Consider the following 25,780-nt stretch of genomic DNA (forward strand, 5'->3'; position numbering starts at 1 on the left):
GTAAGCCTTACAGGGGAATAAATCAATACAAGAAAAACGTAAGCTCAATTTTGATTCGTATTAAGCAGCTGAAGCCTGCCATTCATAACTTTTTAAGTAAACAGTTCAAGCTAATCTAATTAATTTTAACCCCTTTATCGTTGATATTTCCATAAAGTTTTTAAAAATCATATGAAAAAAAATTACTTTGTACAGATTGTAGGAATGTTTTTTTTGTGCTTAGCCAATGCGCAAACCAATGCTCAAAATGGTAATTGGCCTGCTTTTGCACCTTTTAACTATCAAGGAAATGGAAGTGTGTATCGTTCTGCCAACGGTTCGCCGGCGGCTAATTATTGGCAAAACAAAAGCGATTATGTAATTAATGCAACTCTCGATACCATCAAAAACGTCCTAACTGCAAATGAAGTAATTACATACACTAACAATAGTCCCGATGCATTAAATGTACTCTGGCTGCAAATGGATCAAAACACTTATTTACCAACTGCTCGTTCGCAATACTATACCAACCGTTATCGTAATCAATCTACCCAAGGCTTCCAATTAGCCTCTGTTCAAATTGAAGTAAATGGCAAGTTGTTGCCTGCCAAATATCTTATTAATGATACACGTATGCAAATTCAACTACCTGAGGCCTTAAAAGCTAAAGGCGATAAAATAAACATTCACATTCAATATCATTACCAGGTGCCGGGTGAATTTGGTGGAAGAACAGATTATGTAAAGACCAACTACGGTAAAATTTTTGAAATAGCACAATGGTACCCCCGCATGTGTGTGTACGACGATTTAGAAGGATGGAGTACATTACCTTTTTTAGGTAGTGGCGAATTTTATTGTGATTATGGTGATTATGATTATAGCATAACCGTACCTGCCGGTATGATTGTGGCCGGAAGTGGAGAACTGCAAAATCCTGACGAAGTATTAACAGCACAACAACGGAATCGCCTTGCTGAAGCTGCTAAAAGCAATACAACTGTTTGGATTAGAACTTTAGCTGAAGTGCAACAACAAAAACCATTACAAGGAACTAAAACATGGCATTTTAAAATGATGAATACCCGCGATGTAGCTTTTGGCGCATCGAAGGCTTATTTGTGGGATGCCGCAAAAGTTAATTTGCCCAGTGGCAAAAAATGTATGGCCATGTCTGTTTATCCGGTAGAAAGCATGGGTGATAGTGCTTGGGGACGTGCTACCGAATATTTAAAAAAATCTATTGAATATTTTTCTGAAAAGTGGTTTGAATATCCTTATCCGGTGGCAATCAACGAGGCTGGTATTGCCGGAGGAATGGAATATCCGGGCATTGTGTTTGATGGTATTACCGATAAAGGCAAGGAACTATACTGGGTAACCGCACATGAAATTGGTCATAACTGGTTTCCAATGATTGTAGGTTCTGATGAACGTAGATATGCATGGATGGATGAAGGATTCAACACCTTTATTGATGTGTATGCAAGCGATGTGTTTAATAATGGAGAATATGCACCAAAACGTGATGGGGAATATGCACCCGGTGGTGGTAATCCTGCTGATGAAATGGTTCCTTATTTATCAGATCCTCACGCACCTGTAATTATGACCCGTGCAGATGGTTTTCCTGAGAAGTACCGTCATCCCATGGTTTATTTCAAACCCGCGTACGGACTGGTGTTGCTTCGTGAAGTAATTTTAGGTCATGAACGTTTTGATGCGGCATTTAAATATTATATACATCAATGGGCATATAAACATCCCGCAACATTCGACTTCTTTAATACCATTGATAACCAAGCCGGCGAAGATTTATGGTGGTTTTGGCGCGAATGGTTTTTTGAAAACAAGCCGCTCGATCAGTCTATTCAAAAAGTAGAATATACCCACCAAAACCCTATGAATGGTATTGATGTTACTTTAGAAAATTTACAACCCATGGTAATGCCTATTCCTATTGAAGTAACATACGCTAATGGAACAACCATGCAACTACAACTTCCGGTTGAAACTTGGTTGCAGGGGAATGTTCATACTATTCATTTGGCTACGAATGCACCCGTTAAAAAAGTTACTATCGATCCTAAAAATTGGTTGCCTGATTTAAACAGAACTAACAACGTTTATACTATTCAATAAAACAAGAGAGAAAATTTCTAAAAAATAAATTCGTGCAAAATGTTGTAAATTTCATTTTGCACGAATTAACTTTGAATAGTAAATCTGCTGAAAGTTGGCTAACGATGCTCATATACTAAATTGTAATATTGCAGAATTGCAGTATCAAATTGCTTCGTATGAGGATGAAGTAGCTTATAAAAAATTGTTTTATTGCGTTTTCCCTTCCTTACAAAACCATGCTTTTGCCATATTACATTCGCGGCAATTGGCTGAAGAAGTTGTTTCGGATGTGTTAATTGAAGTTTGGAAAAAGCGAGCCACTTTAATGGAGATTGAGAATTTAAAATTGTATTTATTTGTAAGCGTAAGAAATGGCGCTTTAAAAAAATTACAGCAGGAAAAGAAAACCAATAAAAACGCATCCATTCAAGATCTGCAAATTGAACTCATTTCTGATTATTTGCAGCCCGATGAAACCATACAACTCAGTGAAACATCTCGCCAAATTAATGAGGCGGTTCAGCAATTACCACCACAGTGTAAATTAATTTATAAGTTGGCCAAAGAAGACCGATTAAAGTATCGGGATATTGCTTCTCTTTTACAAATTAGTGTAAAAACTATTGACAATCAGCTGGCCATTGCACTAAAAAAATTGGCCGAGAAATTATCACTTCCTCGCAAACAAAAAAAATAATTGCAACCACTTTAGGGGATTTTTCTTTTTAACAACTCTTATTGTTAATGTTATAGCTTGCTATGTTGAAAAATGACCGCATATGGCAATTGTTGGCTCGAAAATTATCTAATGAAGCTACCCAGGCCGAGTTAGATGAATTGAGCGCATTATTAAAAAATGATGAGGCTACCGCTTCAATTGCCCACACTATTGAAGAACATTGGAATACCAATCCCGATATTGATATTGAGTTTTTAGATGCTACGTATTTATTGCATTTGAAGCGCATGCAAGAACAAGGCTTAATAATGGGTACTCCACATCAGCCAGATCTTTTTTTGGAAGTGCCAGATAACACAGGTAAAGTTCATACCAAAAAAATCAAAAAACTATTGTTTGCGACCGCTTTGCCTTTAGTTGCTATAATAATATTGCTTAGTTGGTTTTTTTTACATACCCCCCTATCAAAAACCAATCAGGTGTCTGGTAATTTGGTAAAAGCAGTTGAATTACCCAATGAAATTGTTACCAAAAATGCTTCAAAAACAAAAATTGTATTGCCCGATGGTTCCGTGGTTTGGTTAAATGCAGATACCAAATTATGGTATTACAAAAGTTTTGGGAATACCCTGCGGGAAGTGTATTTGAATGGTGAAGCTTTTTTTGACGTTACAAAAAACCCTGCAAAGCCCTTTGTTATTCATACCAAATTACTTGATATTAAAGTATTGGGAACGCAGTTCAATGTGCGTTCTTATCCTAATGATAAAACAATTGAAACAAGCTTGGTACGTGGCTTGGTGCAGGTTACGCTGCATAGCCGACCCGACGAAAAATATTTTTTAAAGCCCAATGAAAAATTAGTTGTTTTAAATACCAATACGATTGATTCATTAAATGTTCAGAAGCAAGTACCTGCAATTTCAAAAAATTTAGATGATAATATTGTTGCTATTAAGAATCTAACCCCCCTTCAATCAAATGATTCCATAAAAATTGAAACTGCCTGGACAAAAAACAGGCTATGTTTTACCGATGAAAATTTTGAAGAAGTTGCCCATCAGTTAGAACGCTGGTATGATGTACAAATTGTATTTAAAAATAATAAATATAAAGATATTCGCTTGAATGGGTCATTTGTGAATGAAACACTTACTCAAGCATTGGATGCCTTAAAGTTTTCTACCAATTTTCATTACGATATAAAAGATAAAACGGTAACCATTTATTAATTCAAACTTAAAACGACTGTCTATGCAATGCTTTAATTCAGGATAAATAAATACCATCATAAAAAAAAGCGGGAAATGCTGCAACATTCCCCGCCGGAAAACACTAGAAAACTGCTTTGAATGGCAGAAATCTCAGCATTATTCACTATTCAAACACTAATGTATGAAAAAATCGATTGCTCTTACAGGGAAATTGCATATTCCCTTAAAGCCATTAATCTATATGAAACTAACACTACTACTTAGTATTTTATGCATTTTTAATGCAACAGCAGGTACACATGCACAAACTGTTTCTGTAAAAATGTCTAAAACAGAAATAGCCAAAGTGTTGGGTAATATTGAACAACAAGGTTCATTTAGGTTTTTATTCAATAGCCGCCTTAAAGATTTAAAAGAAAAGGTAAATGTTGATGTAACCAATGCTAACATTGAAACTGTTTTAAATCAACTTTTTGCAGGTACCAGTTTAACCTACAAAATTTTAAGTGATAATTTAATTGCTATTCGTTCTGTTAATCCGGAAGAACAGGATATTAGAATTACAGGGAAAATAGTAAACGAAAAGGGGGAACCGTTAAGCGGTGTAAGTATTGCCATTAAAGGTACTTCTCGTGGTACTGTTACCGATAATGATGGTAACTATTCATTGAATGTTTCACCTAATGCTGTATTGGTTATTTCATTTGTTGGACATACTACACAAGAAGTACATGTAAATAACCAAAACGTAATTAATGTAACACTTCAATCATCTGAAAAACAATTAGATCAGGTGGTTGTAATTGGTTATGGTACACAAAGAAAGCAAGATGTTACGGGTGCCATTGCAACCATTAAGGGTTCTGAAATATCAAAGCAAGCTTCAGTAAATCCTATTAGTGCTTTACAAGGTAAAGTTGCAGGGGTACAAATTACCAATAATGGTACTCCCGGTTCTGCACCTCAAATCAATATACGCGGGTTGGGTACCTATTGGTCAAACACTGGTCCATTATATGTTGTAGATGGTGTATGGTTAAATGATGTTAACTTTTTAAATCCTGCCGATATTCAAAGTATTAGCATTTTAAAAGATGCATCAAGTGAAGCAATTTATGGTATTAAAGGGGCTAATGGTGTGGTAATAATTACTACTAAAAAGGGTGCAGCCGACAGGAAAACAGTAGTCAATTATAATGGTTATGTTGGTTATCAAAAAGCAACCAACCAGGTACCCATGGCTAATGCATATCAATATGCAGTTTTATTTAATGAGTTAGCCAGAATGACCGGTGGAACAAACTTTTTAGATTCTTCAAAATTCGGTACAGGTACCAATTGGTTCGATCAAGTATTACGTAATGCCATTATTACAAACCATCAGGTATCTGTTACAGGTGGTTCAGAAAAAAATACTTATAATTTTTCATTGGGTTACTTATCACAGCAGGGTATTTTAAAAACTAACGATTACACTCGTTACACTGCTAACTTAAGTAACGATATGCAGATTAATAAAAACATTAAGGCAGGCTATACTGTAATTGGTAATTTCAACAATTCACATAATGCGCCCGGCGGTATTTGGCATGCTTTATATGCGGCCCCTCCCGTATTACCCGTAAAATTTGCTGATGGTGTTACTTACGGCGATCCGGGTTATTATGGTTTAGGTTCAGCAGTTAGCAATCCACAAGCTACTTTAGATTATAATAATTCCATGAGTCGTGGTTATAATTTTACAGGTAATGCATATGTAGATGTTCGCTTTTTAAGACACTTTGATTTTAAAACTACTATTAGTGGTGTGTATGGTGAATCAGAATCTAAAAATTATGTTCCTGTATATAAAGCAACTTCTACTCAGCAAAATGCAGTAAGTAGTCTTAGTATTTCTCGTGGTGAAAATCGTTCATGGATTGCAGAAAATACCCTTACTTATACCAACACTTTTGCTACCAATCACCGAGTAACCATTTTGGCCGGTCAACATGCTGAATGGAATAATTATAATTTCATTTCTGCATCAGCACAAAACGTTCCAAATGTAACTACCGGCAACTGGTTTTTAGGTTTAGGAAATAATCCTTACGTAAATGATGTTGATAACAGTTACAATCAGCAATACCCGTTGCAGTCAACCATCTCTTCTTATTTTGGTCGTATTAACTATTCTTTCAAAAATAAGTATATGTTGAATGCCACCATGCGTGCAGATGGTTCTTCTAAATTTACCGGAAGCGATAGATGGGGGTATTTCCCATCTGTAGGTGCTGCTTGGGTTGTTACACAAGAAAACTTTATGCGCAATCAGCATATTTTTAATTCATTGAAAATTAGAGGTAGCTGGGGTAAGGTTGGTAATGCCGGTGTGCCCACATTTGTTAGCACACAACAAACAGTATCAGGTGGAGCATATAGTGTAATTTATGGCAATACAGGTATTGTATCTCAAGGTGTAAGTGTTGCATCAATACCCCCACCACCATTGAAATGGGAAAAAAGCGTAGGCACAGACATTGGTTTTGAGGCTACAGTGTTAAACAGCAAATTAACTATTGAAGGAGACTTGTATAACAAAAAAACGCAGGATATTATTATGAATGTTTACCTGCCGGGTTCTGCAGGTTTGGCTAATCAGTTCATTACCACTAATGTAGGTGATGCTCAAAACAGAGGTTTTGAATTATCATTGAACTGGCATGATAATATTAGTAAAGATTTCAGTTATTCTATCAGCGGAAATATTTCTTATAACCAAAATGAGTTCCTTAGCAATAGTGCCGGTGGACAGAAAATTTACGATGGCGGTTCCGGTGCTACCGGTGGGCAATTCACTACTTTAACTACAGTAGGACAACCCATTGGTGTTTTTTATGGATATAAAGTAATTGGCATATTCCAATCTGCTGCTGATGTTGCCAATTATAAAGATAAATCAGGCAATTTATTCCAACCGAATGCACAGCCCGGTGATTTTAAATATGCCAGCACTACAGGAGTAGGTCCTATTTCAGCTAATGACAGGGTTGTATTAGGAAACCCCAACCCAAAATATATTTATGGAATCAGTACCTATTTTTCTTATAAGCAATTTGATTTGTCTCTAGACTTTCAAGGTGTAGCCGGTGTAGATGTTTACAATGCTAATAAAGGATTACGTTATGGTGCTGAAAACTGGACTTTAGATTTTTACAACAATCGTTGGCATGGTGCAGGCACTTCTAATACTTATCCTTCTGTAAATATTGGCGGTGGAACTAATTATTGGCCTAACTCATGGTACGTGGAAAGCGGAAGTTATTTCAGAATTAGAAATATGCAGTTAGGTTATACATTACCTAATGCTCGTTTACAACACATGGGTATTCAATCTTTGCGGCTTTACTTAAATGCACAAAATGCATTTAACTTCTTTAAGTACAAAGGATTTTCTCCTGAAGTGGGTGGTAGTCCGGGCAATATTGGTATCGACAACAATACCTATCCGTTATCTGCCATTTACAATTTTGGTGTTAATCTTTCATTCTAAACTCATTAAAGCAAAGTGTTATGAAAAATATATTCAAAATAAATTGGTTCAATCGGATAATTAAACCATCTGTAATGGGTTTGTCGGTAGTAATTATTGCTTCCGGTTGTTCTAAATCATTTTTAGATGTGCCTGTACAAGGGCAGCAGCCGGCCACACAAATTTGGAAAACTTCAACCGATGCAACCAATGCAGTTAATGCAATTTATGCCAATTTACGTAGTTGGAATAACGTGGCATTTGCACCCATTTGCATTGAAAGTGTGGGGTCAGATGATGCAGTTAAGGGAAGTGTACCCAGTGATGCAACTTTTATCAATGCTTACGATAATTTTACTGTAACTGCAACTGATGGACAATTAGATGGTTTTTGGACCGGACAATACCAAAACATTAATTTATGTAATCAGGTATTGGATAATGTGCCCAACATTAATATGGATGCTTCATTGAAAGCGCGCTATTTAGCTGAAGCAAAATTTGTAAGAGCTTACTCTTATTTTAGGTTAGTACGCGCTTTTGGTAATATTCCATTAGTGTTACATGTGCCCACAACTGCTGCTCAATTAAACCCGGTGCAAAGTAAACCGGCCGATGTATATGCAGCTATTGAACAAGATTTAACTGATGCTGCCAATGTTTTGCCCGCAACTTATGGTCCTGCAGATATTGGTAGGGCAACAAAAGGCGCAGCTTTGGCCTTACATGCAAAAGTGGCAATGTATCAGAAAAAATGGAGTGATGTAAAAACATACACAGATCAGATAATAGCTTCCGGTGTTTATTCTCTTTTCCCCAATTATTATCAAATGTTTAGAATTCCCAATGAAAATTGTTCTGAATCAATTTTTGAAATTCAGTGTAATTATGTGGCCGGCAATGGAGGTCTTTCCAATAGTCAGTATTCACAAGTTCAAGGGAATAGAGATGCCAATGCAGGATGGGGATTTAATGTGCCAACACAAAGTTTGGTTAATGAATTTGAACCGGGCGATCCACGTTTGAATGCTACAATCATGTTTGCAGGCACTACTACTCCTGATGGTGACGTAGTTCCCTTGCCGCAAGCAGGTGCACCTTCCATGTATAACATGAAAGCTTATGTGCCATTTGCTTTGGCTTTGGTTGATAATCAGGGAGCAGATCAAAACGTTCGCGTAATTCGTTATGCAGAAGTTTTATTAATGAATGCAGAAGCAAATAATGAATTAGGCAATACCTCAGCTGCTTTGGCTTCATTAGAACAGGTACGTGCACGTGCAAGAGCACAAAGTGCTAATCCTTCCATTGATTTGCCACCCGTTACTACAACTGACCAAAATGCTTTAAGAAATGCAATTTGGCATGAAAGAAGGGTTGAATTAGCTATGGAATTTGATCGTTATTTCGATGTAATTCGTCAAGGCCGCGCTGCAACTGTTTTTGGACCTTTGGGCTGGAAAGCCGGTAAAAATGAAGTTTGGCCTATTCCACAAAATCAAATTGATATTAGTGGTGGTGTATTGGTTCAAAATCCAGGATACTAATTTTTATCATTCTTAAAAAAAATGTTATGAAACTTCATAAAAAATACAGCATTTCAACATATATAGCTGCATTGGTTGTTTTGGCATTTGGATTCACTTCATGTCAAAAATCATTCAATCCTGCCAGCTATGCACCCGCTCAAACATTTGGCGGCTATGCATCTTCACGCGATATTGCTGCAAGTAATTTGGTAGGTTATTGGGGCTTTGAAAATTCACTTATTGACAGTGTTTCAAGTACCAACGGAACGGGTGTTGGAACCTCGTTTACTACCGGTATAAAAGGTAATGCATTGCAAGGTGCTAATAATGGTTATTTCATAACCACACCAAGTAGTGCAGTAGTAGGACTAAAAAGTTTTACCATTTCATTTTGGGTAAATTCCCCACAAAACACCAATGGTACTTTTGGTTTGGTTTGTTTGTCGAATACACAAGATTTTTGGGGGAACTTGGATATTTTCTTTGAAAATGGCAGTACCTCAACAAACGCTAATTTAAAAGCGCATATTGAAAACTGGATAACATCTACAACTGATAATGATCAATGGTTGGGCAGTTTTGCCATTGGTAATGTTTGGAATAAATGGACGCACATAGTTTTAACCTATGATGCAACTACTTCTACTTTTGTTACTTATGTAAACGGAAGTTCTATTAATACTACTGTGAAGGCAGGAAATGGTCCTTTAACTTTTCAAAATGCCTCTGCTTTAATTTTTGGAACCATGCAGTTCAATACAACACCTTCATTAGGTACTGCAGGTGGTCCTCAAAGTTGGGCCAGTTATATGCCCGGTGCCATGGATGAAGTGCGTATTTACAATGCACCACTCGCTGCGGCAGATGTAAAGGCTTTATATCAGTTACAGAATCTTGGAAAGTAGGATTGTAGCTCTTAAATCATACACAAGTGCATCCTTAAGTCAGTTGAACTGGCAGAAGGGTGCACTTTTTCCAAATTCTCAAAATTTGGTTATATGCGTAAAATGTTCAATTTATGCCTGTTCTTTTTATTGGCAATTACATTTGCTTGTAAAAAAAATAGTGCACCCCCGCCGCCGCCTACACCACCAACGGCACCTTCTTTTAGCTTAAATAGTTTAAAAGTAAATGGAACGTACAACGGATTTACTTACTATAATGTAAATTTTAAGCCAAATATTCTTTTAACTTTTACTACATCTTTAAATGCCGGTTCATTGAGTAATAGTATTCAATTAATTGGTAGCAGTGGTGTAGTAATACCCATCAATACATCATTACAAAACAATGATAGTGCTGTTTTAATTCAACCTGTCAATAACATCAATCCCATAACGTTATACACACTAAATGTTTCTACCGCATTGCAATCAAAAGCCGGCGGAAACTTACAATCTGCAATTGCAATTAAATTAACAACCAGTATTGATTCAACCGATAAATTTCCTCAAATTTCTGATACAGCCTTGTTAACACTAATACAGCAGCAAACCTTCAAATATTTTTGGGATTTTGGTCATCCGGTAAGTGGTATGGCTCGTGAAAGAAATACATCGGGCGATGTGGTTACCACCGGTGGAACGGGTTTTGGTATAATGAGCATATTGGTAGGTATTAACAGAGGATTTATTTCGCGTACCGATGGATTAAACAGAATTAATACAATTGTTAATTTTCTTACCAATAATTGCACCCGATATCATGGCGCTTTTTCACATTGGATAAATGGTACTACCGGTGCTACCGTTCCATTTAGTACACAGGATAATGGGGCGGATTTAGTAGAAACATCTTTTTTAATGCAAGGCTTATTGTGTGCTCGCCAATATTTTAATGGAACAACTTCAGCTGAGGTTACACTCAGAAATAATATCAACACATTATGGAATGGTGTAGAATGGACTTGGTTTACACAAAATAATCAGCAAGTGTTGTATTGGCATTGGAGTCCCAATTACAATTGGGCCATTAATATGCCTATTAAAGGTTGGGATGAAGCATTGATAACTTATGTTTTGGCTGCTTCATCTGCCACTTATCCTATTAATCAATCTGTTTATTCAAACGGATGGGCTTCAAACGGGGGAATGAAAAATGGGAATACCTATTACGGCAATGTGCTACCGTTAGGTCCTACATTAGGCGGGCCTTTGTTCTTTGCACATTATTCTTTCTTGGGAATCAATCCAAATGGTTTAAGCGATGCTTATGCCAACTATTTAACACAAAATACAGCCCACGCTAAAATCAATTATGCATATTGTGTTGCGAATCCGGGTGGATATAATGGATATAGCTCAGCTTGTTGGGGGCTTACCGCCAGCGATGATAATATTTCCGGGTATTCAGCTCATTCACCTACCAACGATTTAGGTGTAATTAGTCCTACAGCTGCTATTGCTTCTTTGCCTTACACACCTACGGAATCAATGAATGCTATCCGATTCTTTTATTATAAGCTGGGTGATAAAATTTGGGGGCAATATGGTTTTACCGATGCTTTTAATTTAACCAATATTTGGTTTGCAACCAGTTATTTGGCAATAGATCAAGGTCCGGAAATTGTTATGATTGAAAATTATCGTTCCGGTTTATTATGGAACTTGTTTACTTCTTGTCCTGAAGTTCAACAGGGCATGCGCAATTTAGGATTTACAGCTCCTTATTTATAAAAACATTATTTTAATATGAAAAAACAATTATTGATATTATCAGCTGTTTGTTTGCTAACGGTCAATGCATTTACACAAAAGTTGAACAACTTACCTAAATTATCAGATAGTGCTTTGGTGGAAATGGTACAACGACAAACTTTTCAGTATTTCTGGGATTTTGCGCATCCCGTAAGCGGCATGGCCCGTGAACGCAGCAATGTAGCATATGATTATGGTGATGAAGTAGTAACTACCGGTGGAACGGGTTTTGGCATTATGGCTATGATTGTAGCAGCAGATAGAAAATGGTTGCCTCGTGATACAATTGCTGCCCGATTATTAAAAATGGTCCGTTTTTTATCCAAGGCTAATTCTTATCATGGTGTATTCCCGCATTGGTTAAACGGAAGTACCGGTGTTACTATTCCTTTCAGTAGAAAAGATGATGGTGCCGATTTAGTAGAAACATCATACTTATTTCAAGGCTTATTATGTGCCCGACAATATTTTAATGCGCCCAATAAAGTTGAAACAGAAATCAGGAACAGAATAAATTGGTTATGGAATGACATTGAATGGAATTGGTTCACAAAAGATGGACAAACTATTTTATACTGGCATTGGAGTCCAAATAATGGATGGGCTATGAATTTCCCTATTCGTGGATTTAATGAATGCCTGATTACTTATGTATTAGCAGCATCGGGTACACGTTATCCGGTTTCTGCAGATGTTTACCACCAAGGATGGGTACAAAGCGACTTTTTTAAAAATGGTAAACAGTTCTACGGTATTACCTTGCCGTTGGGATTTGATGGCGGAGGTCCCTTGTTTTTTTCTCAATATTCTTTTCTTGGCCTTGATCCTCGTGGATTAAAAGATCGTTATGCAAATTATTGGGAACAGAATCAAAATCATACACTTATTAATCATGCATATTGCGTGCAAAATCCCAAGCAGTATAAAGGTTATGGACCTAATTGTTGGGGTTTAACAGCTTGTGATACGTATGACGGTTATAATGCCTTTTCGCCTACCAATGATAATGGTACAATAGCCCCCACTGCTGCATTATCGGCCTTTCCATATACGCCGGAATATTCAATGAAGGCTTTACGTTTCTTTTATGATAGTCTTGGTAACAAATTATGGGGGCCATACGGTTTTAAAGATGCATTTAATTTAAGTAAAAATTGGTATGCCTCTTCCTACTTAGCCATAGATGAAGGACCCATTGTTGTAATGATTGAAAATTATAGAACCGGATTGCTTTGGAAATTATTCATGAGTTGCAAAGAAGTTCAAAATGGCTTGCAAAAGCTTGGCTTTGAAAGTCCATGGTTTAACAAAAAAAATGATTAACATGAAACGGAGAATGCTATTATTCTTTGCTATGGTAACCATTGGCTCTACTATCTCTGTTTACGCCCAACAAAAAACTTATTGCAATCCCATTAATATTGATTATGGTTATACCCCCATTCCCAATTTTAGTGAAGCCGGGCGACATAGAGCAACAGCCGATCCTGTAATGGTTCGTTACAAAAATGATTATTATTTGTTTTCAACCAATCAATGGGGCTATTGGTGGAGTAATGATATGTTACATTGGAACTTTGTATCTCGTAAATTTTTACGTCCATGGAATGCCGGATATGATGAATTATGTGCCCCTGCTGTTGCCGTATTAAGTGATACAATGATTGTTTTTGGTTCTACTTACACAACAAATTTTACCGTTTGGATGAGCACAAATCCTAAAGCAAACGAATGGAAACCTTGGGTAGATTCTTTTGCAATAGGTGGTTGGGATCCTGACTTTTTTTTAGATACCGACGGGAAATTATATATGTATAACGGTAGCAGCAATCGCTATCCGTTATATGGCATTGAGCTTAATAGAAAAACCTTACAGCCTATCGGCACTCGTAAAGAAATGTATTTATTAGAACCCTGGCGTTACGGCTGGCAACGTTTCGGCGAATACATGGACAACACCTTTTTAGATCCTTTTATTGAAGGGGCCTGGATGACAAAGCATAACAATAAGTACTATTTGCAATATGGTGCACCGGGAACTGAAATGAGTGGCTATGCCGATGGAGTAGTGGTGGGCGAAAACCCATTAGGGCCTTTTACCCCGCAATCAGATCCACTATCATTTAAACCGGGAGGTTTTGCTCGTGGTGCCGGTCATGGCAGTACATTTCAGGATGCATGGAATAATTGGTGGCATATTTCCACCATGGTTATTAGTGTAAAAAACAATTTTGAAAGAAGATTAGGAATATGGCCTGCCGGTTTCGATGCCGATAATGTAATGTACTGCAATACTTCATATGGCGATTATCCGCATTATTTACCACAATATTTAAAAACGAATAATCATGCAACACTTAACGGTAGCGGATTTGTGGGTTGGATGCTCTTGAATTATAATAAGCCCGTACAAGTATCATCAACGCTTGGTGGTTTTGAACCCAATAATGCAGTAGATGAAAATATAAAAACATATTGGAGTGCTTTAACCGGTAATAAAGGCGAATGGATTCAAACCGATTTAGGTGGCCTTGATACCGTACATGCCATTCAAATTAATTATGCCGATCAAGATGTTGATAGTTCATTCTTAGGTAAACAATTGGGCACTTACCATCAATACAAGCTGTATGAGTCAACCGATGGGAAAAACTGGCGTGTCCTCATTGATAAATCAAATAACAAAACCGATATTCCACATGAATATGTTGAACTGTCAACGCCAATTGTTACCCGTTATATTAAGTTAGAAAACATTCACATGCCTACAGGAAAATTTGCTATAAGTGGGTTAAGGGTGTTTGGAAAAGGGAATGCTTCATTGCCCGATACCGTAAAAAATTTTTTGGTTTTGCGAACAGAGAAAGATAAACGAAGTGCTTGGTTGAAATGGCAAGTGGTTGACAATGCATTTGCTTACAATATTTACTTTGGTACAGCACCCGATAAATTATACAATAGCATAATGGTTTATAACCAAAATGAATATTGGTATAAGGGAATGGATAAAGAAAAGCCTTATTATTTTGCTATTGAAGCCATTAATGAAAATGGAATTTCAAAGCGCACAACACCAACATTGGTCGAATAATTTTAAACCCCTATAAATAATCAGTATGAAAAAATTACATTTCATTTTACTGGCCGCATTGCTACTTCATTTTACTGCTGAAGCACAAACGGGTGCCAATAATGCCATGAAACAATTCATTGATGGTTTAATGCAGAAAATGACGTTAGACGAAAAAATTGGACAATTGAATTTATTAACCCCGGGTGGAGGAATTCCTACCGGTGCAGTAGTAAGTACAGATGTTGAGGCTAAAATTAAAAATGGTCAGGTGGGCGGCTTGTTTGGTGTAATTGGTGCAGACAAAGTATTACAAGCTCAAAAGTTGGCCGTTGAACATTCTCGTTTACACATTCCTTTAATTTTTGGGTCAGATGTCATTCATGGTCATAAAACTACTTTCCCTATTCCTTTGGGGTTAGCTTGCAGTTGGGATACTGCTTTAATTAAACAAACGGCTCGTGCAGCAGCGGAAGAAGCCACTGCCGATGGATTAAGTTGGGCTTTTTCACCTATGGTAGATATCTGTCGCGATCCCAGATGGGGGCGCATAGCTGAAGGCGCAGGTGAAGATCCATTTTTAGGTAGTGCCATTGCCGGTGCCATGGTGCGTGGATATCAAATGAATGATCTTCGTAAAGACAATACCGTTATGGCTTGTGTAAAACACTTTGCGTTGTATGGGGCTGCAGAAGGTGGCCGCGATTACAACACGGTGGACATGAGTAAAATTAGAATGTACAATGAATATTTACCACCTTATAAAGCAGCAGTAGATGCCGGCGTGGGCAGTGTAATGAGTTCTTTTAATGTGGTTGATGATATTCCGGCAACGGGTAACCATTGGTTATTAACAGATTTATTGCGTAATCAATGGAAGTTTAATGGTTTTGTTGTAAGCGATTATACCTCTGTTAATGAAATGCAAGAGCATGGATTAGGCGATTTGCAACAAGTATCTGCATTGGCCTTAAAAGCAGGATTAGATATGGATATGGTAGGCGAAGGTTTTTTAACTACATTAAAAAAATCGTTGCAAGAAGGAAAAATAACACTAAATGATATTAATAATGCTTGCCGACGTGTTTTGGAAGCAAAATATAAATTAGGATTATTTAGTAATCCTTATCGGAATGTTTCGGCATCAAGAGCGTCCGTAATTTTATCACCGGATAACTTAGCTCTATCACGTAAAGCTGCTGCAAAGGCATGCGTGTTATTAAAGAATAACAACAATGTATTACCGTTACAAAGAAAAGGAACCATTGCACTGATTGGTCCATTAGCGGATAGTCGTCGTAATATGTTGGGAACATGGAGTGTTGCCGGCGATTGGCAGAAGGCTGTTACCTTAAAAGAAGGTATTGAAGCAGTAGCGGGAAATTCGGTAAAGATTGTATATGCAAAAGGCGCTAATATTTCTGATGATACGGTATTTAATAAAAAAGTAAATGTTTTTGGTACGGAAATAGATATGGGTCCTCAATCGCCTGATGAGATGTTGCAAGAGGCAATTGCAACTGCTCAAAATGCCGATGTAATTGTAGCTGCTTTGGGTGAAGCAGCCGATATGAGTGGTGAATCATCCAGTAGGGCCGACATTGGTTTGCCTGAAAGTCAACAACGGCTTTTGGCTGCGTTGGTTAAAACAGGCAAGCCGGTTGTAATTGTTTTATTCAACGGCAGGCCCTTAACGTTAGTAAAAGAGCGTGCAATGGCTACTGCCATATTAGATGTTTGGTTTGGTGGTACAGAAGCGGGAAATGGTATTGCAGATGTATTATTTGGTAATGAAAATCCTTCCGGTAAGTTAACTGCATCTTTCCCATATAGTGTTGGGCAAATTCCCGTGTATTATAACCATTTGAATACAGGAAGACCTTATGTGTTGGGTGGACCAACTAAATTTAAGTCTGATTATTTAGATATTCCTAACGCGCCTCTTTTCCCATTTGGATTTGGATTAAGTTATACAAGCTTTAATTATTCCCCCGTTCAGTTATCTGATACCATTTTAACCAACGGTAAATCTATTCATGCCACTGTTAAGGTAACAAATACCGGCAATTATGATGGGGAAGAAGTTGTGCAGTTATACTTGCGCGATGAAGTTGCTTCTATTAGTCGCCCTGTGAAAATGTTAAAGGGTTTTCAAAAAATATTTTTGAAAAAAGGAGAATCGAAAACAGTAGATTTTACTATTGATGCAGAAATGCTGAAGTTTTACAACAATCAATTGAAATTAGTGGCTGAACCGGGCCAATTTTTGGTAATGATTGGAACCAATAGTGATGAGGTAAATACTGCTTCGTTTGTGTATAAACAATAACTTTTTTTCTGGCAGTCGTTTTGTTAGATAGGGCCTGCTGCATTTTGCGGCGGCCTTTTTTGTTGATATTAGTGAAGTGATTGATTAATAAATTTTGCTTATCTTTTTCCAAAAATTATTTGTATGCAATCTGAATATTTACCGATGCTGCAACAATTAAAAATAAATTATGAAAGCGGTATTACACGGGGTTATGCTTTTAGAGTGCAACAATTGCAGCATTTAAAGGCTGCAATTTTAAAATATGAACAAGCTTTGTATGAAGCGCTTGCTGTTGATTTGAAAAAAAGTAAAGAAGAATCGTGGGTAACTGAAATGGGAATGGTAGTAGCAGAAATTAATCATACACTCAAGCACCTGAAAAAGTGGATGCAACCACAAAAAAAAGCAACCAACTTAGCGAATATGCCTTCGGTAAGCAAAGTGTATGCAGAGCCTTGGGGCGTTGTTTTCATTATTGCGCCATGGAATTATCCTGTACAATTATTATTGAGTCCTTTGGTTGGCGCTATTGCTGCCGGAAATGTTTGTGTGGTAAAACCTAGTGAATTTGCTGATGCAACTGCGCAGGTTATTCAAAAAATGATAGAAGAAACATTTCCCGCCAATTATGTTTATTGTGTACAGGGAAATGGTGCTGAAGTAGTTACTGCATTAATGCAACAATTTACTTTTGATTATGTGTTTTATACCGGAAGTACGGCTGTGGGGAAAATTATTTACCGGCAGGCTGCCGAAAAATTAATTCCTGTTACGTTAGAGCTGGGTGGTAAAAGCCCCTGTGTAATAGCTGCCGATGCTAATATACCCGTTGCTGCAAAGCGTATTGCCGTTACCAAGTTTTCAAATTGTGGGCAAATGTGCGTAACACCCGATTATGTTTTGGTGCATCGTTCTGTTTATCATGAATTTGTAGAAGAGATGAAGCAGGTGTTAGTGCGTTTTTTTGGTGAAGATGCTTCTCAAAGCGACAATTATGGTAAAATGATTAATGAAAAGCAATGGAATAGAGTGGTAGGGTATTTGCAGCAAGGAACAGTTTTATTTGGCGGAAGTGCAAATAAAGAACATTTGTTTATTGCACCTACTTTATTAGGTATTAATGATACCAATGTTCCTGTTATGCATGAAGAAATTTTTGGTCCTGTATTGCCTATTTTGCCCTATGAAAATAAAGAGGATGCCAAACAGATTATTTCCGTCAATCCAAATCCGTTAGCATTTTATGTTTTTACGCAAAGTAATGACCTGGCCGAAGCATGGTTAGCTGAAGTGTCTTCGGGTGGGGCATGTATTAATAATTGTAGTTGGCATTTAACCAATCCAAATTTACCTTTTGGTGGTAGAGGTAATAGTGGCATTGGACAGTACCATGGTCAATATTCTTTTGAAACTTTTACACATCCGAAAGCAGTTTTTAAAACACCGGCTTGGTTCGATCCTGCTATAAAATATCCACCATTTACCGGCAAGTTAAAACTGTTTAAATGGTTAATTCGTTAATTAGCATTTTGGATGATGCAACATATTACCCATTGTTTTGTTATTTGTTCAAAATGCCGTTATGCAAACGCGACAAACAATATTGAAGTGGTTTTACCCCATTATTATGCAAACGGGGAAAATACTTCCCAACAAAAAAAATATTATCTATAATCAAGGTTTGGTTGAACCTTATGTCAGTTTTTATAAATTAAGTGCTACACTTTTTAATGGTAACGATTTTTCGTTTCAACAATTGCAAGGTAGAAAGGTGTTGATTGTAAATACGGCAAGCTTTTGTGGGTTTACGGCACAATATGCTGAATTAGAAAAATTATATAGCTTATATCATTCCGAATTGGAAATATTGGCTTTTCCTGCCAATGATTTTAAAGAGCAGGAACCTGATGATAATGCCACTATTGCAACATTTTGTTCCATTAATTATGGTGTTGATTTTCCTTTAATGCAAAAAACAGTTGTTGTGCCTTCGGCCATGCAACATCCGGTTTATCAATGGTTAACACAACCCCAACAAAATGGATGGAACCAACAACCACCTGTTTGGAATTTTAATAAATATTTGGTGAATGAAAAGGGTGTTTTAACGCATTATTTTTCATCGTTTGTTTCGCCATTGTCCAATGCCATGAAAACAGCTATTTCATTGTAATAAATACAGCTGCATAATGTACCGAACGTACAAGTGTGCGACGCAACGAAAGTTGCACAAAGTAGCTGCAGTCGATTACATAAGAAAACTATAAGGGGCACTTTTCGTGGTAGTTCATTAATTCAATGGGGGTGCGTTCAAAATTATAACCCTCATAACGGTGTTCAATTTCTGTAAGTACCTGAAGAATTTCTTCCGTTTCTTTTAAAGTAACCAATTTGTTGCGGTACTCTTTAATGCCGGGTAACCCTTTTAAATAATTGGTATAATGACGACGCATTTCATTGATGCCAACTATAGGTCCTTTCCATTCAATGGATTTTAGCAGGTGTTTTTTACATACGTCAACCCGTTCACGTATAGTTGGTGAAGGAAGTAAGGTTTTTGTTGTAAAATAATGTTTAATCTCTCTAAAAATCCAAGGATAACCAATAGCAGCACGGCCAATCATAATGCCATCAACACCATATTTGTTTTTGTATTCCCAAGCTTTTTCAGGCGAGTCAATATCGCCATTACCAAAAATGGGAATTTGGATGCGTGGATTGTTTTTTACTTTGGCAATCAATGTCCAGTCAGCCTCGCCTTTGTACATTTGTGCTCTGGTGCGTCCGTGTATCGAAAGTGCTTTAATGCCCACATCTTGTAAGCGCTCGGCTACCTCTTCAATGTTTTTTGAATGATCATCCCAACCTAAACGGGTTTTTACGGTAACGGGTAAATGGGTTGATTTAACTACTGATTCGGTTAAACGAACCATCAAATCAATATCTTTTAATACGCCGGCACCGGCACCCTTGCTTACCACTTTTTTAACGGGGCAACCAAAGTTAATATCAACTAAATCGGGTTGTACGGCTTCAACAATCTTTGCACTTAAGGCCAATGCTTCTTCATCGCCACCAAAAATTTGAATACCTATGGGGCGCTCATAGTCAAAAATGTCTAATTTTCTTCTGCTTTTAATAGCATCGCGAATTAAACCTTCACTGGAAATAAATTCCGTGTACATTAAATCAGCACCGTTTTCCTTGCATACAGCTCTAAATGGAGGATCGCTGACATCTTCCATGGGTGCTAATAACAAAGGAAACTCGGGTAAGTTGATATTGCCTATTTTTACCATTCCATTAAAAATTAATTGGTTGTTTAACAACCAAAGTGCAAATTTACAACCTTAGTAATAAAGTGTAACTATGTTTGAAAATTACAATACAGAAGAGAATAGTTTTGAGGCATTTACTACTCCCGACCCGGTAATGCGCAGCAGCCGTATATCTTATTTAGGACAAATGGCTATTTTAATTGGCTTTGCCGGTGTAGGTATTGTTATTAGTAGCATGTTGGCTGTTGTAATTTGGATGTTAATGACGCATCAGTCGTTGGATACAATGACTACCAATATTTTGCTGCCGGCTTATGCTAATACGGCCAAGGTTATTCAATTGGTAATGTCGTTTTGTATGTTTTTTTTACCGGCTTTTTTCTTGGCATTATTAATTAGCAAAAAGCCATTGTATTACATGCATTACAATCGTTCCATTAATTTGAAACAGGTGTATTTGGTTATTGCAATGGTGTTTGTTGGATTGTTTTTGAGTGGCGCTTTAACTGAGCTTAATCAAATTATACCCATTCCCAAAAAATGGGAGGTAAGTTTTAAAGCTATGGAAAAGGCTTACACTGATGGTGTTAAAGGCATGGCCGTTATGAAAAATTTTGGTGATTATTTGTCAACTTTATTAGTTATTGCAATTGCGCCCGCCATTTTTGAGGAAACTTTTTTTAGAGGCGGTATGCAAAACATTTTGGTGCAATGGACAAAAAGTGCAGCAGCTGGCATCATTATTACCAGCATTATTTTTAGTGCTGCGCACACCAGCTATTATGGCTTTTTGCCACGTTTTGGCTTAGGTATTATTTTGGGATACATTTATTATTACGGGAAAAATATTTGGTTAAATATTTTGTTGCATTTTTTAAACAACGGTTTTGCCGTTACTATGTTATATTTTGCTACCAAAAACGGTGCATTGAAAGATGATGCCATGGATGATACTACCTTTCCATGGTACATTGGAATAGTAGCAATTATAGCGCTGGTAATACTTTTTAAATATTTTAAAAAAGCAACACCCATACAAACTTCATAATTTAAGGGAAAGCAATGGAAAAGTCTGCCTGGTTTTTACTGTACAGCACCAAAAATGTACCACATGCCAGTATAATAAAAGGTGTGTTAGAAGAAAATAGTATTCCTGTGCAAGTGTTAAATAAATTGGACAGCAGTTACTTAACCTTTGGTGCAATAGAAATTTATGTACCCTTGCACCTAAAAGAAATTGCTAAAGAATTATTAGAAAAATCGCTTTTAAATTAATTTGAATACATTAACATGGCTTTTAACTTGCAAACCTTTAAAACCCGAACCGGAACCGCCATTTTGTTTGTTATAATAATGTTGGCCGGCTTGCTGATTAATAACTGGAGTTTTTTTGTTTTATTCAGTATTATTCACTTTGGTTGTTGGCATGAATACCGCCAATTAGTTAATAAAATTTATCCTCCTTATGTTGGTCGTGGGTTGATACACGAATATGGAGTAATGGTATTAGGTTGGTGTTTTGTACTTTGGCGTTTTCATAATCCTTACCCAATTGGCCAAGTTACTTTATATGGATTAGGTTGGTACCTGTTTTTATTATTAGCTGTTTTTTTAATGGCGAAAGAAATTGTGTTTAAAAAAGACATTGATTTAAAAACAGTGGGCTATTCTGTATTGGGTCTTTTATATATATCACTCAGTTGGGGTTTGATGATGAATTTGCGATTTGATTATTGGCCGGTGTTAAATACATTAACGATTAGTACCGAACCAGGTTTAGTAGTTGTGTTATTATTAATTGCCACCATTTGGATTAATGATACCATGGCCTACTTGGTGGGTTCATTCATTGGCAAAACGCCACTATCGGCAATTTCACCCAAAAAAACCTGGGAAGGAACCTTAGGTGGAGCCGTTATTGCCATTGTATTGGCAGCATTATTGGCCGTTAAAATTACCGGAATGACTTTATTTATTGCATTCGGCATAACTATTATTGCTGCGGTAATGGGTACCCTGGGCGATTTGTGGGAAAGTAAATTAAAACGTATGGCCGGCGTAAAAGATAGTGGCCAAATTATGCCCGGACATGGCGGATTTTTAGATCGGTTTGATTCATTATTATTAGCCACTCCTTTCGTTTGGCTGTTTTTATGGATAATGAGTGGTATGCCTCTTAAACTAACAATTACAAGTATAGTTTGTCGCTAACGTTAGTTAGTGTATTTTTGTGGTATGGGAAGAATAAAAACCGATACCAACAATTCACGTAAAGAAGTAATTGTAGCCAAAGCCGCTGCATTATTTAAAGAAAAAGGATATAAAGCCGCCAGTATGCGTGAACTGGCAGATGTAGTAGGTGTTGAAGCCGCTAGTTTGTATAACCACATTAAAAGTAAAAGTGAACTACTGCACGAAATTTGTTTTAGTGTAGCGAACCGATATGGCCAATTTATGGAATCGGTTGAGCAGGAACAAATTAGTAGTTTGGCTAAAATTGAAAAAATATTGCGCTTTCATATTCATGGAATGATTGAACATTTTAATGAAGTGTATGTAAGCGATCGTGAATGGAAATATTTGGAAGATCCCTACCTGTCTAATTTTCAAAATCAACGTCGTACCTACCGCAAGCGTTTTGCCGCCATTATTGAGGAGGGTATTCAAAAAAAAGAAATTAAACCCATTGATGCCACCACCGCCGTGCTCATTATGCTGCATGCCATTAGCGGTATTGAAAGCTGGCATCGCAGTAAGCAACGTATTAGTGGTAATTTACTTGAAGAAAACATGATTACCATTTTGGTGGGCGGCTTAAAAAACGAATAGCAGCATAGTTTTTATTTCAAAGCATTAAATTTTTTTGTGTGGCACAATTTTATCCGCTTCAGGTAAATGAAGTATATCACGACACCGATTCGGCTGTAGTGATTGGTTTTGATGTACCTATTGAATTAAGAAATGAATTCGCATATCATGCCGGACAGTACATTAATATACGCACATGGATTAATGGTGAGGAAGTGCGAAGGACTTATTCATTGTGTTCGGCACCGAAGGATCAACGGTGGCGCATTGGTGTAAAAGTGTTGCCTGATGGAGTATTCTCGAATTATGCTTTTCATCAACTAAAACCCGGCGATACATTAGATGTAATGCCGCCAATGGGAAAGTTTTTTTCACCGCTAAATCCACAGCAAAAAAAACATTATATAGCCTTTGCTGCAGGCAGTGGCATTACACCCATTTTGGCAATTATAACAGAAACTTTATACATTGAACCGGCCAGCACTTTTACTTTAGTATATGGTAATAAAACCAAGGCCGATATGATGTTTAAGGAAGAGCTGGAAGCCTTGAAAAATTGCTATATGCAAAGGTTTATGCTTATTCCTTTATTTAGCCGCGAAAAAGTTGAAATGCCTTTGAATGAAGGTAGAATTAATGCATCAAAATGTGCTGCCTTATCTAAACAAGTTGTACCGTTAAATGCCGATGAATATTTTATTTGCGGCCCATCGGATATGATTACTGAGGTGAAAGATTTTTTGCTTGAACAGCAAATACCTGAGTCACGTATTCATTTTGAGTTGTTCACTTCCATTAATGCCCAACCTCGAACTGCAGCAACGCAGGTAGCTACCTCTGCAACGGATAATCATGCCATTACTTTACAGCTTGATGGTCATGTCTTCCATTTTTCCATGAGTGGAAATGGTACCAGTATATTAGATGCTGCTTTGCAACAAGGCATCAATGCACCTTATGCTTGTAAAGGGGGTGTTTGTTCAACCTGCCGCGCCAAACTGCTGAAGGGAAAGGTAAATATGGATGCCAATTTTGCCCTTGAGCCCGATGAAGTGGAGGCCGGATTTATTCTAACTTGCCAAAGTCACCCTGTTTCTGATGAGGTTTCTGTTGATTATGATGTTAAATAAGCTAACAATTGTTAGCAAATGCTACTTATTTCCGTAAATTTGAAAGCTAAAATTTGGGTTATGGATGCAAATAAATTAGCCGAACAATTTCAACAAAAAATTGATGCGGATATAAAAATTGAACCGCAGGATTGGATGCCCGATGAATACCGTAAAACCCTTATTCGTCAAATATCACAACATGCCCATAGTGAAATTGTAGGAATGTTACCTGAAGGCAACTGGATTACCCGTGCCCCCTCGTTAAGGCGTAAAGCTATTTTATTAGCCAAAGTTCAAGACGAGGCCGGCCATGGATTGTACTTATATTCTGCTGCGGAAACTTTAGGCATTACGCGTGATGAAATGTATTATCAACTGCATAGCGGAAAAGCAAAGTATTCTTCCATATTTAATTATCCCACTTTAACCTGGGCCGATATGGGTGCCATTGGTTGGTTGGTTGATGGTGCTGCCATTATGAATCAGGTGCCTTTATCACGTTGTTCTTATGGACCTTATGCAAGAGCCATGGTCCGTATTTGTAAGGAAGAAAGTTTTCATCAACGGCAGGGTTTTGAAATTTTATTAACCTTGTCAAAAGGGAATGCTGCACAACGCAAAATGTGTCAGGATGCCATTAATCGTTGGTGGTGGCCTTCTTTAATGATGTTTGGCCCAACCGATAATGATTCCCCACATACTGCACAAAGTATGAAATGGAAAATAAAACGTTTTACTAATGATGAGCTAAGACAAAAGTTTGTAGATGTATGTGCTGAACAAGTGAAGTTTTTAGGCATGACTTTACCGGATAAAGATTTAAAATGGAATGAAGAAAGAAAGCACTACGACTTTGGGCCCATTAACTGGGAAGAATTTTGGAATGTAGTAAAAGGTAACGGTCCTTGCAATAAAGAGCGATTGGCAACACGGGTTCAAGCCTGGGAAGATGGTGCATGGGTACGTGAAGCAGCCTTAGCATATGAAGAAAAAAAATCTGCACGAAAATATGCTTTTCAAAATACTGCAAAGTCAACCGAAAATGCACCTGCATTTCAATAAAAACAAATTATAGCAAAAATGAATATACATATCACTAAGTTTTTTTATGGCGATTATGGCGAAATAGAAGGTGGTGCACCCGCACCCGTTAACAATCGTGAATGGCCCTTGTGGGAAGTTTTCATAAGAAGTAAACAAGGGTTAGATCACAAACATGTGGGTAGCTTACATGCAGCCGATGCTGCCATGGCCATTGAAAATGCCCGCGATGTTTATACCCGTCGTATGGAAGGGGTAAGTATTTGGGTGGTTGAAAGCAAATACATTCATGCTTCCAATCCCACTGAAGCAGGGGCATTGTATGATCCTGCAAATGATAAAATTTATCGTCATCCTACCTTTTATCAGTTGCCTGATGAATTAAAATATATGTAAAACTTTCATTGCCCAATTATATGATAATT

The 25,780-nt window shown here is 37.2% G+C and carries 20 protein-coding genes; 19 read left to right on the plus strand and 1 reads right to left on the minus strand.

What is annotated here, in order from left to right; genetic code table 11:
* The first annotated feature begins 171 nt into the window (after positions 1 to 171).
* From LX80_RS03170 to LX80_RS03225, 12 genes are all read left to right on the plus strand, one after another.
* Entirely contained in the window at positions 172 to 2,124 is a 1,953-nt protein-coding gene (locus LX80_RS03170) for a M1 family metallopeptidase (protein WP_245897948.1), read from the plus strand.
* Positions 2,125 to 2,260: 136 nt separating this feature from the next.
* A complete protein-coding gene (locus tag LX80_RS03175; RefSeq protein WP_170120362.1) occupies positions 2,261 to 2,803 on the plus strand; it encodes an RNA polymerase sigma-70 factor in 543 nt (180 codons plus the stop codon).
* Between the two features lie 62 nt (positions 2,804 to 2,865).
* Complete coding sequence (locus LX80_RS03180) at positions 2,866 to 4,017, plus strand: FecR family protein (RefSeq protein WP_111293619.1); 1,152 nt, start codon at positions 2,866 to 2,868, stop codon at positions 4,015 to 4,017.
* 163 nt (positions 4,018 to 4,180) lie between these two features.
* Positions 4,181 to 7,531, plus strand: a complete 3,351-nt coding sequence (locus LX80_RS03185; RefSeq protein ID WP_111293620.1) for a TonB-dependent receptor — start codon at positions 4,181 to 4,183, stop codon at positions 7,529 to 7,531.
* A gap of 20 nt (positions 7,532 to 7,551) precedes the next feature.
* Positions 7,552 to 9,057, plus strand: coding sequence for a RagB/SusD family nutrient uptake outer membrane protein (locus tag LX80_RS03190; RefSeq protein ID WP_211307688.1), 1,506 nt, complete (start codon positions 7,552 to 7,554; stop codon positions 9,055 to 9,057).
* A gap of 26 nt (positions 9,058 to 9,083) precedes the next feature.
* On the plus strand, positions 9,084 to 9,944 hold the full coding sequence (locus tag LX80_RS03195; protein ID WP_111293621.1) for a LamG domain-containing protein: 861 nt from the start codon (positions 9,084 to 9,086) through the stop codon (positions 9,942 to 9,944).
* A gap of 93 nt (positions 9,945 to 10,037) precedes the next feature.
* The gene (locus LX80_RS03200; RefSeq protein WP_245897950.1) at positions 10,038 to 11,714 is read left to right on the plus strand and encodes a glucoamylase family protein; all 1,677 of its coding nucleotides are present in this window, start codon (positions 10,038 to 10,040) and stop codon (positions 11,712 to 11,714) included.
* A 15-nt stretch (positions 11,715 to 11,729) separates the two neighbouring features.
* The gene (locus tag LX80_RS03205) at positions 11,730 to 13,058 is read left to right on the plus strand and encodes a glucoamylase family protein (RefSeq protein ID WP_111293622.1); all 1,329 of its coding nucleotides are present in this window, start codon (positions 11,730 to 11,732) and stop codon (positions 13,056 to 13,058) included.
* A gap of 1 nt (position 13,059) precedes the next feature.
* Complete coding sequence (locus tag LX80_RS03210; protein ID WP_111293976.1) at positions 13,060 to 14,826, plus strand: family 43 glycosylhydrolase; 1,767 nt, start codon at positions 13,060 to 13,062, stop codon at positions 14,824 to 14,826.
* 25 nt (positions 14,827 to 14,851) lie between these two features.
* A complete protein-coding gene (gene bglX / locus LX80_RS03215) occupies positions 14,852 to 17,134 on the plus strand; it encodes a beta-glucosidase BglX (RefSeq protein ID WP_111293623.1) in 2,283 nt (760 codons plus the stop codon).
* A 123-nt stretch (positions 17,135 to 17,257) separates the two neighbouring features.
* Positions 17,258 to 18,637 (plus strand): aldehyde dehydrogenase, encoded by a 1,380-nt coding sequence (locus LX80_RS03220; RefSeq protein WP_111293624.1) that lies wholly within the window; start codon positions 17,258 to 17,260, stop codon positions 18,635 to 18,637.
* A gap of 61 nt (positions 18,638 to 18,698) precedes the next feature.
* Entirely contained in the window at positions 18,699 to 19,289 is a 591-nt protein-coding gene (locus tag LX80_RS03225; protein ID WP_111293977.1) for a glutathione peroxidase, read from the plus strand.
* Positions 19,290 to 19,377: 88 nt separating this feature from the next.
* Here LX80_RS03225 and dusB read toward each other — a convergent pair whose 3' ends face one another.
* On the minus strand, positions 19,378 to 20,415 hold the full coding sequence (gene dusB / locus LX80_RS03230; RefSeq protein ID WP_111293978.1) for a tRNA dihydrouridine synthase DusB: 1,038 nt from the start codon (positions 20,413 to 20,415) through the stop codon (positions 19,378 to 19,380).
* Between the two features lie 70 nt (positions 20,416 to 20,485).
* Here dusB and LX80_RS03235 point away from each other — a divergent pair, with 70 nt between their 5' ends.
* From LX80_RS03235 to paaB, 7 genes are read left to right on the plus strand one after another with little or no spacing between them, the layout of a single operon-like run.
* Positions 20,486 to 21,442 (plus strand): CPBP family intramembrane glutamic endopeptidase, encoded by a 957-nt coding sequence (locus LX80_RS03235; protein ID WP_111293625.1) that lies wholly within the window; start codon positions 20,486 to 20,488, stop codon positions 21,440 to 21,442.
* A 14-nt stretch (positions 21,443 to 21,456) separates the two neighbouring features.
* Positions 21,457 to 21,669 carry a putative signal transducing protein gene (locus tag LX80_RS03240; protein WP_111293626.1) on the plus strand — a complete coding sequence of 71 codons (213 nt, stop codon included), beginning with the start codon at positions 21,457 to 21,459 and terminating at the stop codon, positions 21,667 to 21,669.
* A gap of 15 nt (positions 21,670 to 21,684) precedes the next feature.
* Positions 21,685 to 22,605 (plus strand): phosphatidate cytidylyltransferase, encoded by a 921-nt coding sequence (locus LX80_RS03245; RefSeq protein ID WP_111293627.1) that lies wholly within the window; start codon positions 21,685 to 21,687, stop codon positions 22,603 to 22,605.
* Between the two features lie 24 nt (positions 22,606 to 22,629).
* Positions 22,630 to 23,223 (plus strand): TetR/AcrR family transcriptional regulator, encoded by a 594-nt coding sequence (locus tag LX80_RS03250; protein ID WP_111293628.1) that lies wholly within the window; start codon positions 22,630 to 22,632, stop codon positions 23,221 to 23,223.
* A 38-nt stretch (positions 23,224 to 23,261) separates the two neighbouring features.
* Entirely contained in the window at positions 23,262 to 24,332 is a 1,071-nt protein-coding gene (gene paaE / locus LX80_RS03255; protein WP_170120363.1) for a 1,2-phenylacetyl-CoA epoxidase subunit PaaE, read from the plus strand.
* 60 nt (positions 24,333 to 24,392) lie between these two features.
* On the plus strand, positions 24,393 to 25,376 hold the full coding sequence (gene paaA / locus LX80_RS03260) for a 1,2-phenylacetyl-CoA epoxidase subunit PaaA (RefSeq protein ID WP_111293979.1): 984 nt from the start codon (positions 24,393 to 24,395) through the stop codon (positions 25,374 to 25,376).
* 18 nt (positions 25,377 to 25,394) lie between these two features.
* Complete coding sequence (gene paaB, locus LX80_RS03265; RefSeq protein WP_111293630.1) at positions 25,395 to 25,751, plus strand: 1,2-phenylacetyl-CoA epoxidase subunit PaaB; 357 nt, start codon at positions 25,395 to 25,397, stop codon at positions 25,749 to 25,751.
* The last annotated feature ends 29 nt before the right edge of the window (positions 25,752 to 25,780 follow it).

The organism is Hydrotalea sandarakina, from assembly GCF_003254115.1.
In the GTDB taxonomy this organism is placed as follows: Bacteria; Bacteroidota; Bacteroidia; order Chitinophagales; family Chitinophagaceae; genus Hydrotalea; species Hydrotalea sandarakina.

Coding starts and splice junctions, on each gene's coding strand:
- LX80_RS03245 (WP_111293627.1), top strand. CDS start 21,685: ATGGCTTTTAACTTGCAAACCTTTAAAACCCGAACCGGAACCGCCATT.
- LX80_RS03200 (WP_245897950.1), top strand. CDS start 10,038: ATGCGTAAAATGTTCAATTTATGCCTGTTCTTTTTATTGGCAATTACA.
- paaB (WP_111293630.1), top strand. CDS start 25,395: ATGAATATACATATCACTAAGTTTTTTTATGGCGATTATGGCGAAATA.
- LX80_RS03210 (WP_111293976.1), top strand. CDS start 13,060: ATGAAACGGAGAATGCTATTATTCTTTGCTATGGTAACCATTGGCTCT.
- LX80_RS03220 (WP_111293624.1), top strand. CDS start 17,258: ATGCAATCTGAATATTTACCGATGCTGCAACAATTAAAAATAAATTAT.
- LX80_RS03185 (WP_111293620.1), top strand. CDS start 4,181: ATGAAAAAATCGATTGCTCTTACAGGGAAATTGCATATTCCCTTAAAG.
- LX80_RS03250 (WP_111293628.1), top strand. CDS start 22,630: ATGGGAAGAATAAAAACCGATACCAACAATTCACGTAAAGAAGTAATT.
- LX80_RS03205 (WP_111293622.1), top strand. CDS start 11,730: ATGAAAAAACAATTATTGATATTATCAGCTGTTTGTTTGCTAACGGTC.
- dusB (WP_111293978.1), bottom strand. CDS start 20,415: ATGGTAAAAATAGGCAATATCAACTTACCCGAGTTTCCTTTGTTATTA.
- LX80_RS03240 (WP_111293626.1), top strand. CDS start 21,457: ATGGAAAAGTCTGCCTGGTTTTTACTGTACAGCACCAAAAATGTACCA.
- paaA (WP_111293979.1), top strand. CDS start 24,393: ATGGATGCAAATAAATTAGCCGAACAATTTCAACAAAAAATTGATGCG.
- LX80_RS03180 (WP_111293619.1), top strand. CDS start 2,866: ATGTTGAAAAATGACCGCATATGGCAATTGTTGGCTCGAAAATTATCT.
- LX80_RS03225 (WP_111293977.1), top strand. CDS start 18,699: ATGCAAACGCGACAAACAATATTGAAGTGGTTTTACCCCATTATTATG.
- LX80_RS03195 (WP_111293621.1), top strand. CDS start 9,084: ATGAAACTTCATAAAAAATACAGCATTTCAACATATATAGCTGCATTG.
- bglX (WP_111293623.1), top strand. CDS start 14,852: ATGAAAAAATTACATTTCATTTTACTGGCCGCATTGCTACTTCATTTT.
- LX80_RS03190 (WP_211307688.1), top strand. CDS start 7,552: ATGAAAAATATATTCAAAATAAATTGGTTCAATCGGATAATTAAACCA.
- LX80_RS03170 (WP_245897948.1), top strand. CDS start 172: ATGAAAAAAAATTACTTTGTACAGATTGTAGGAATGTTTTTTTTGTGC.
- LX80_RS03235 (WP_111293625.1), top strand. CDS start 20,486: ATGTTTGAAAATTACAATACAGAAGAGAATAGTTTTGAGGCATTTACT.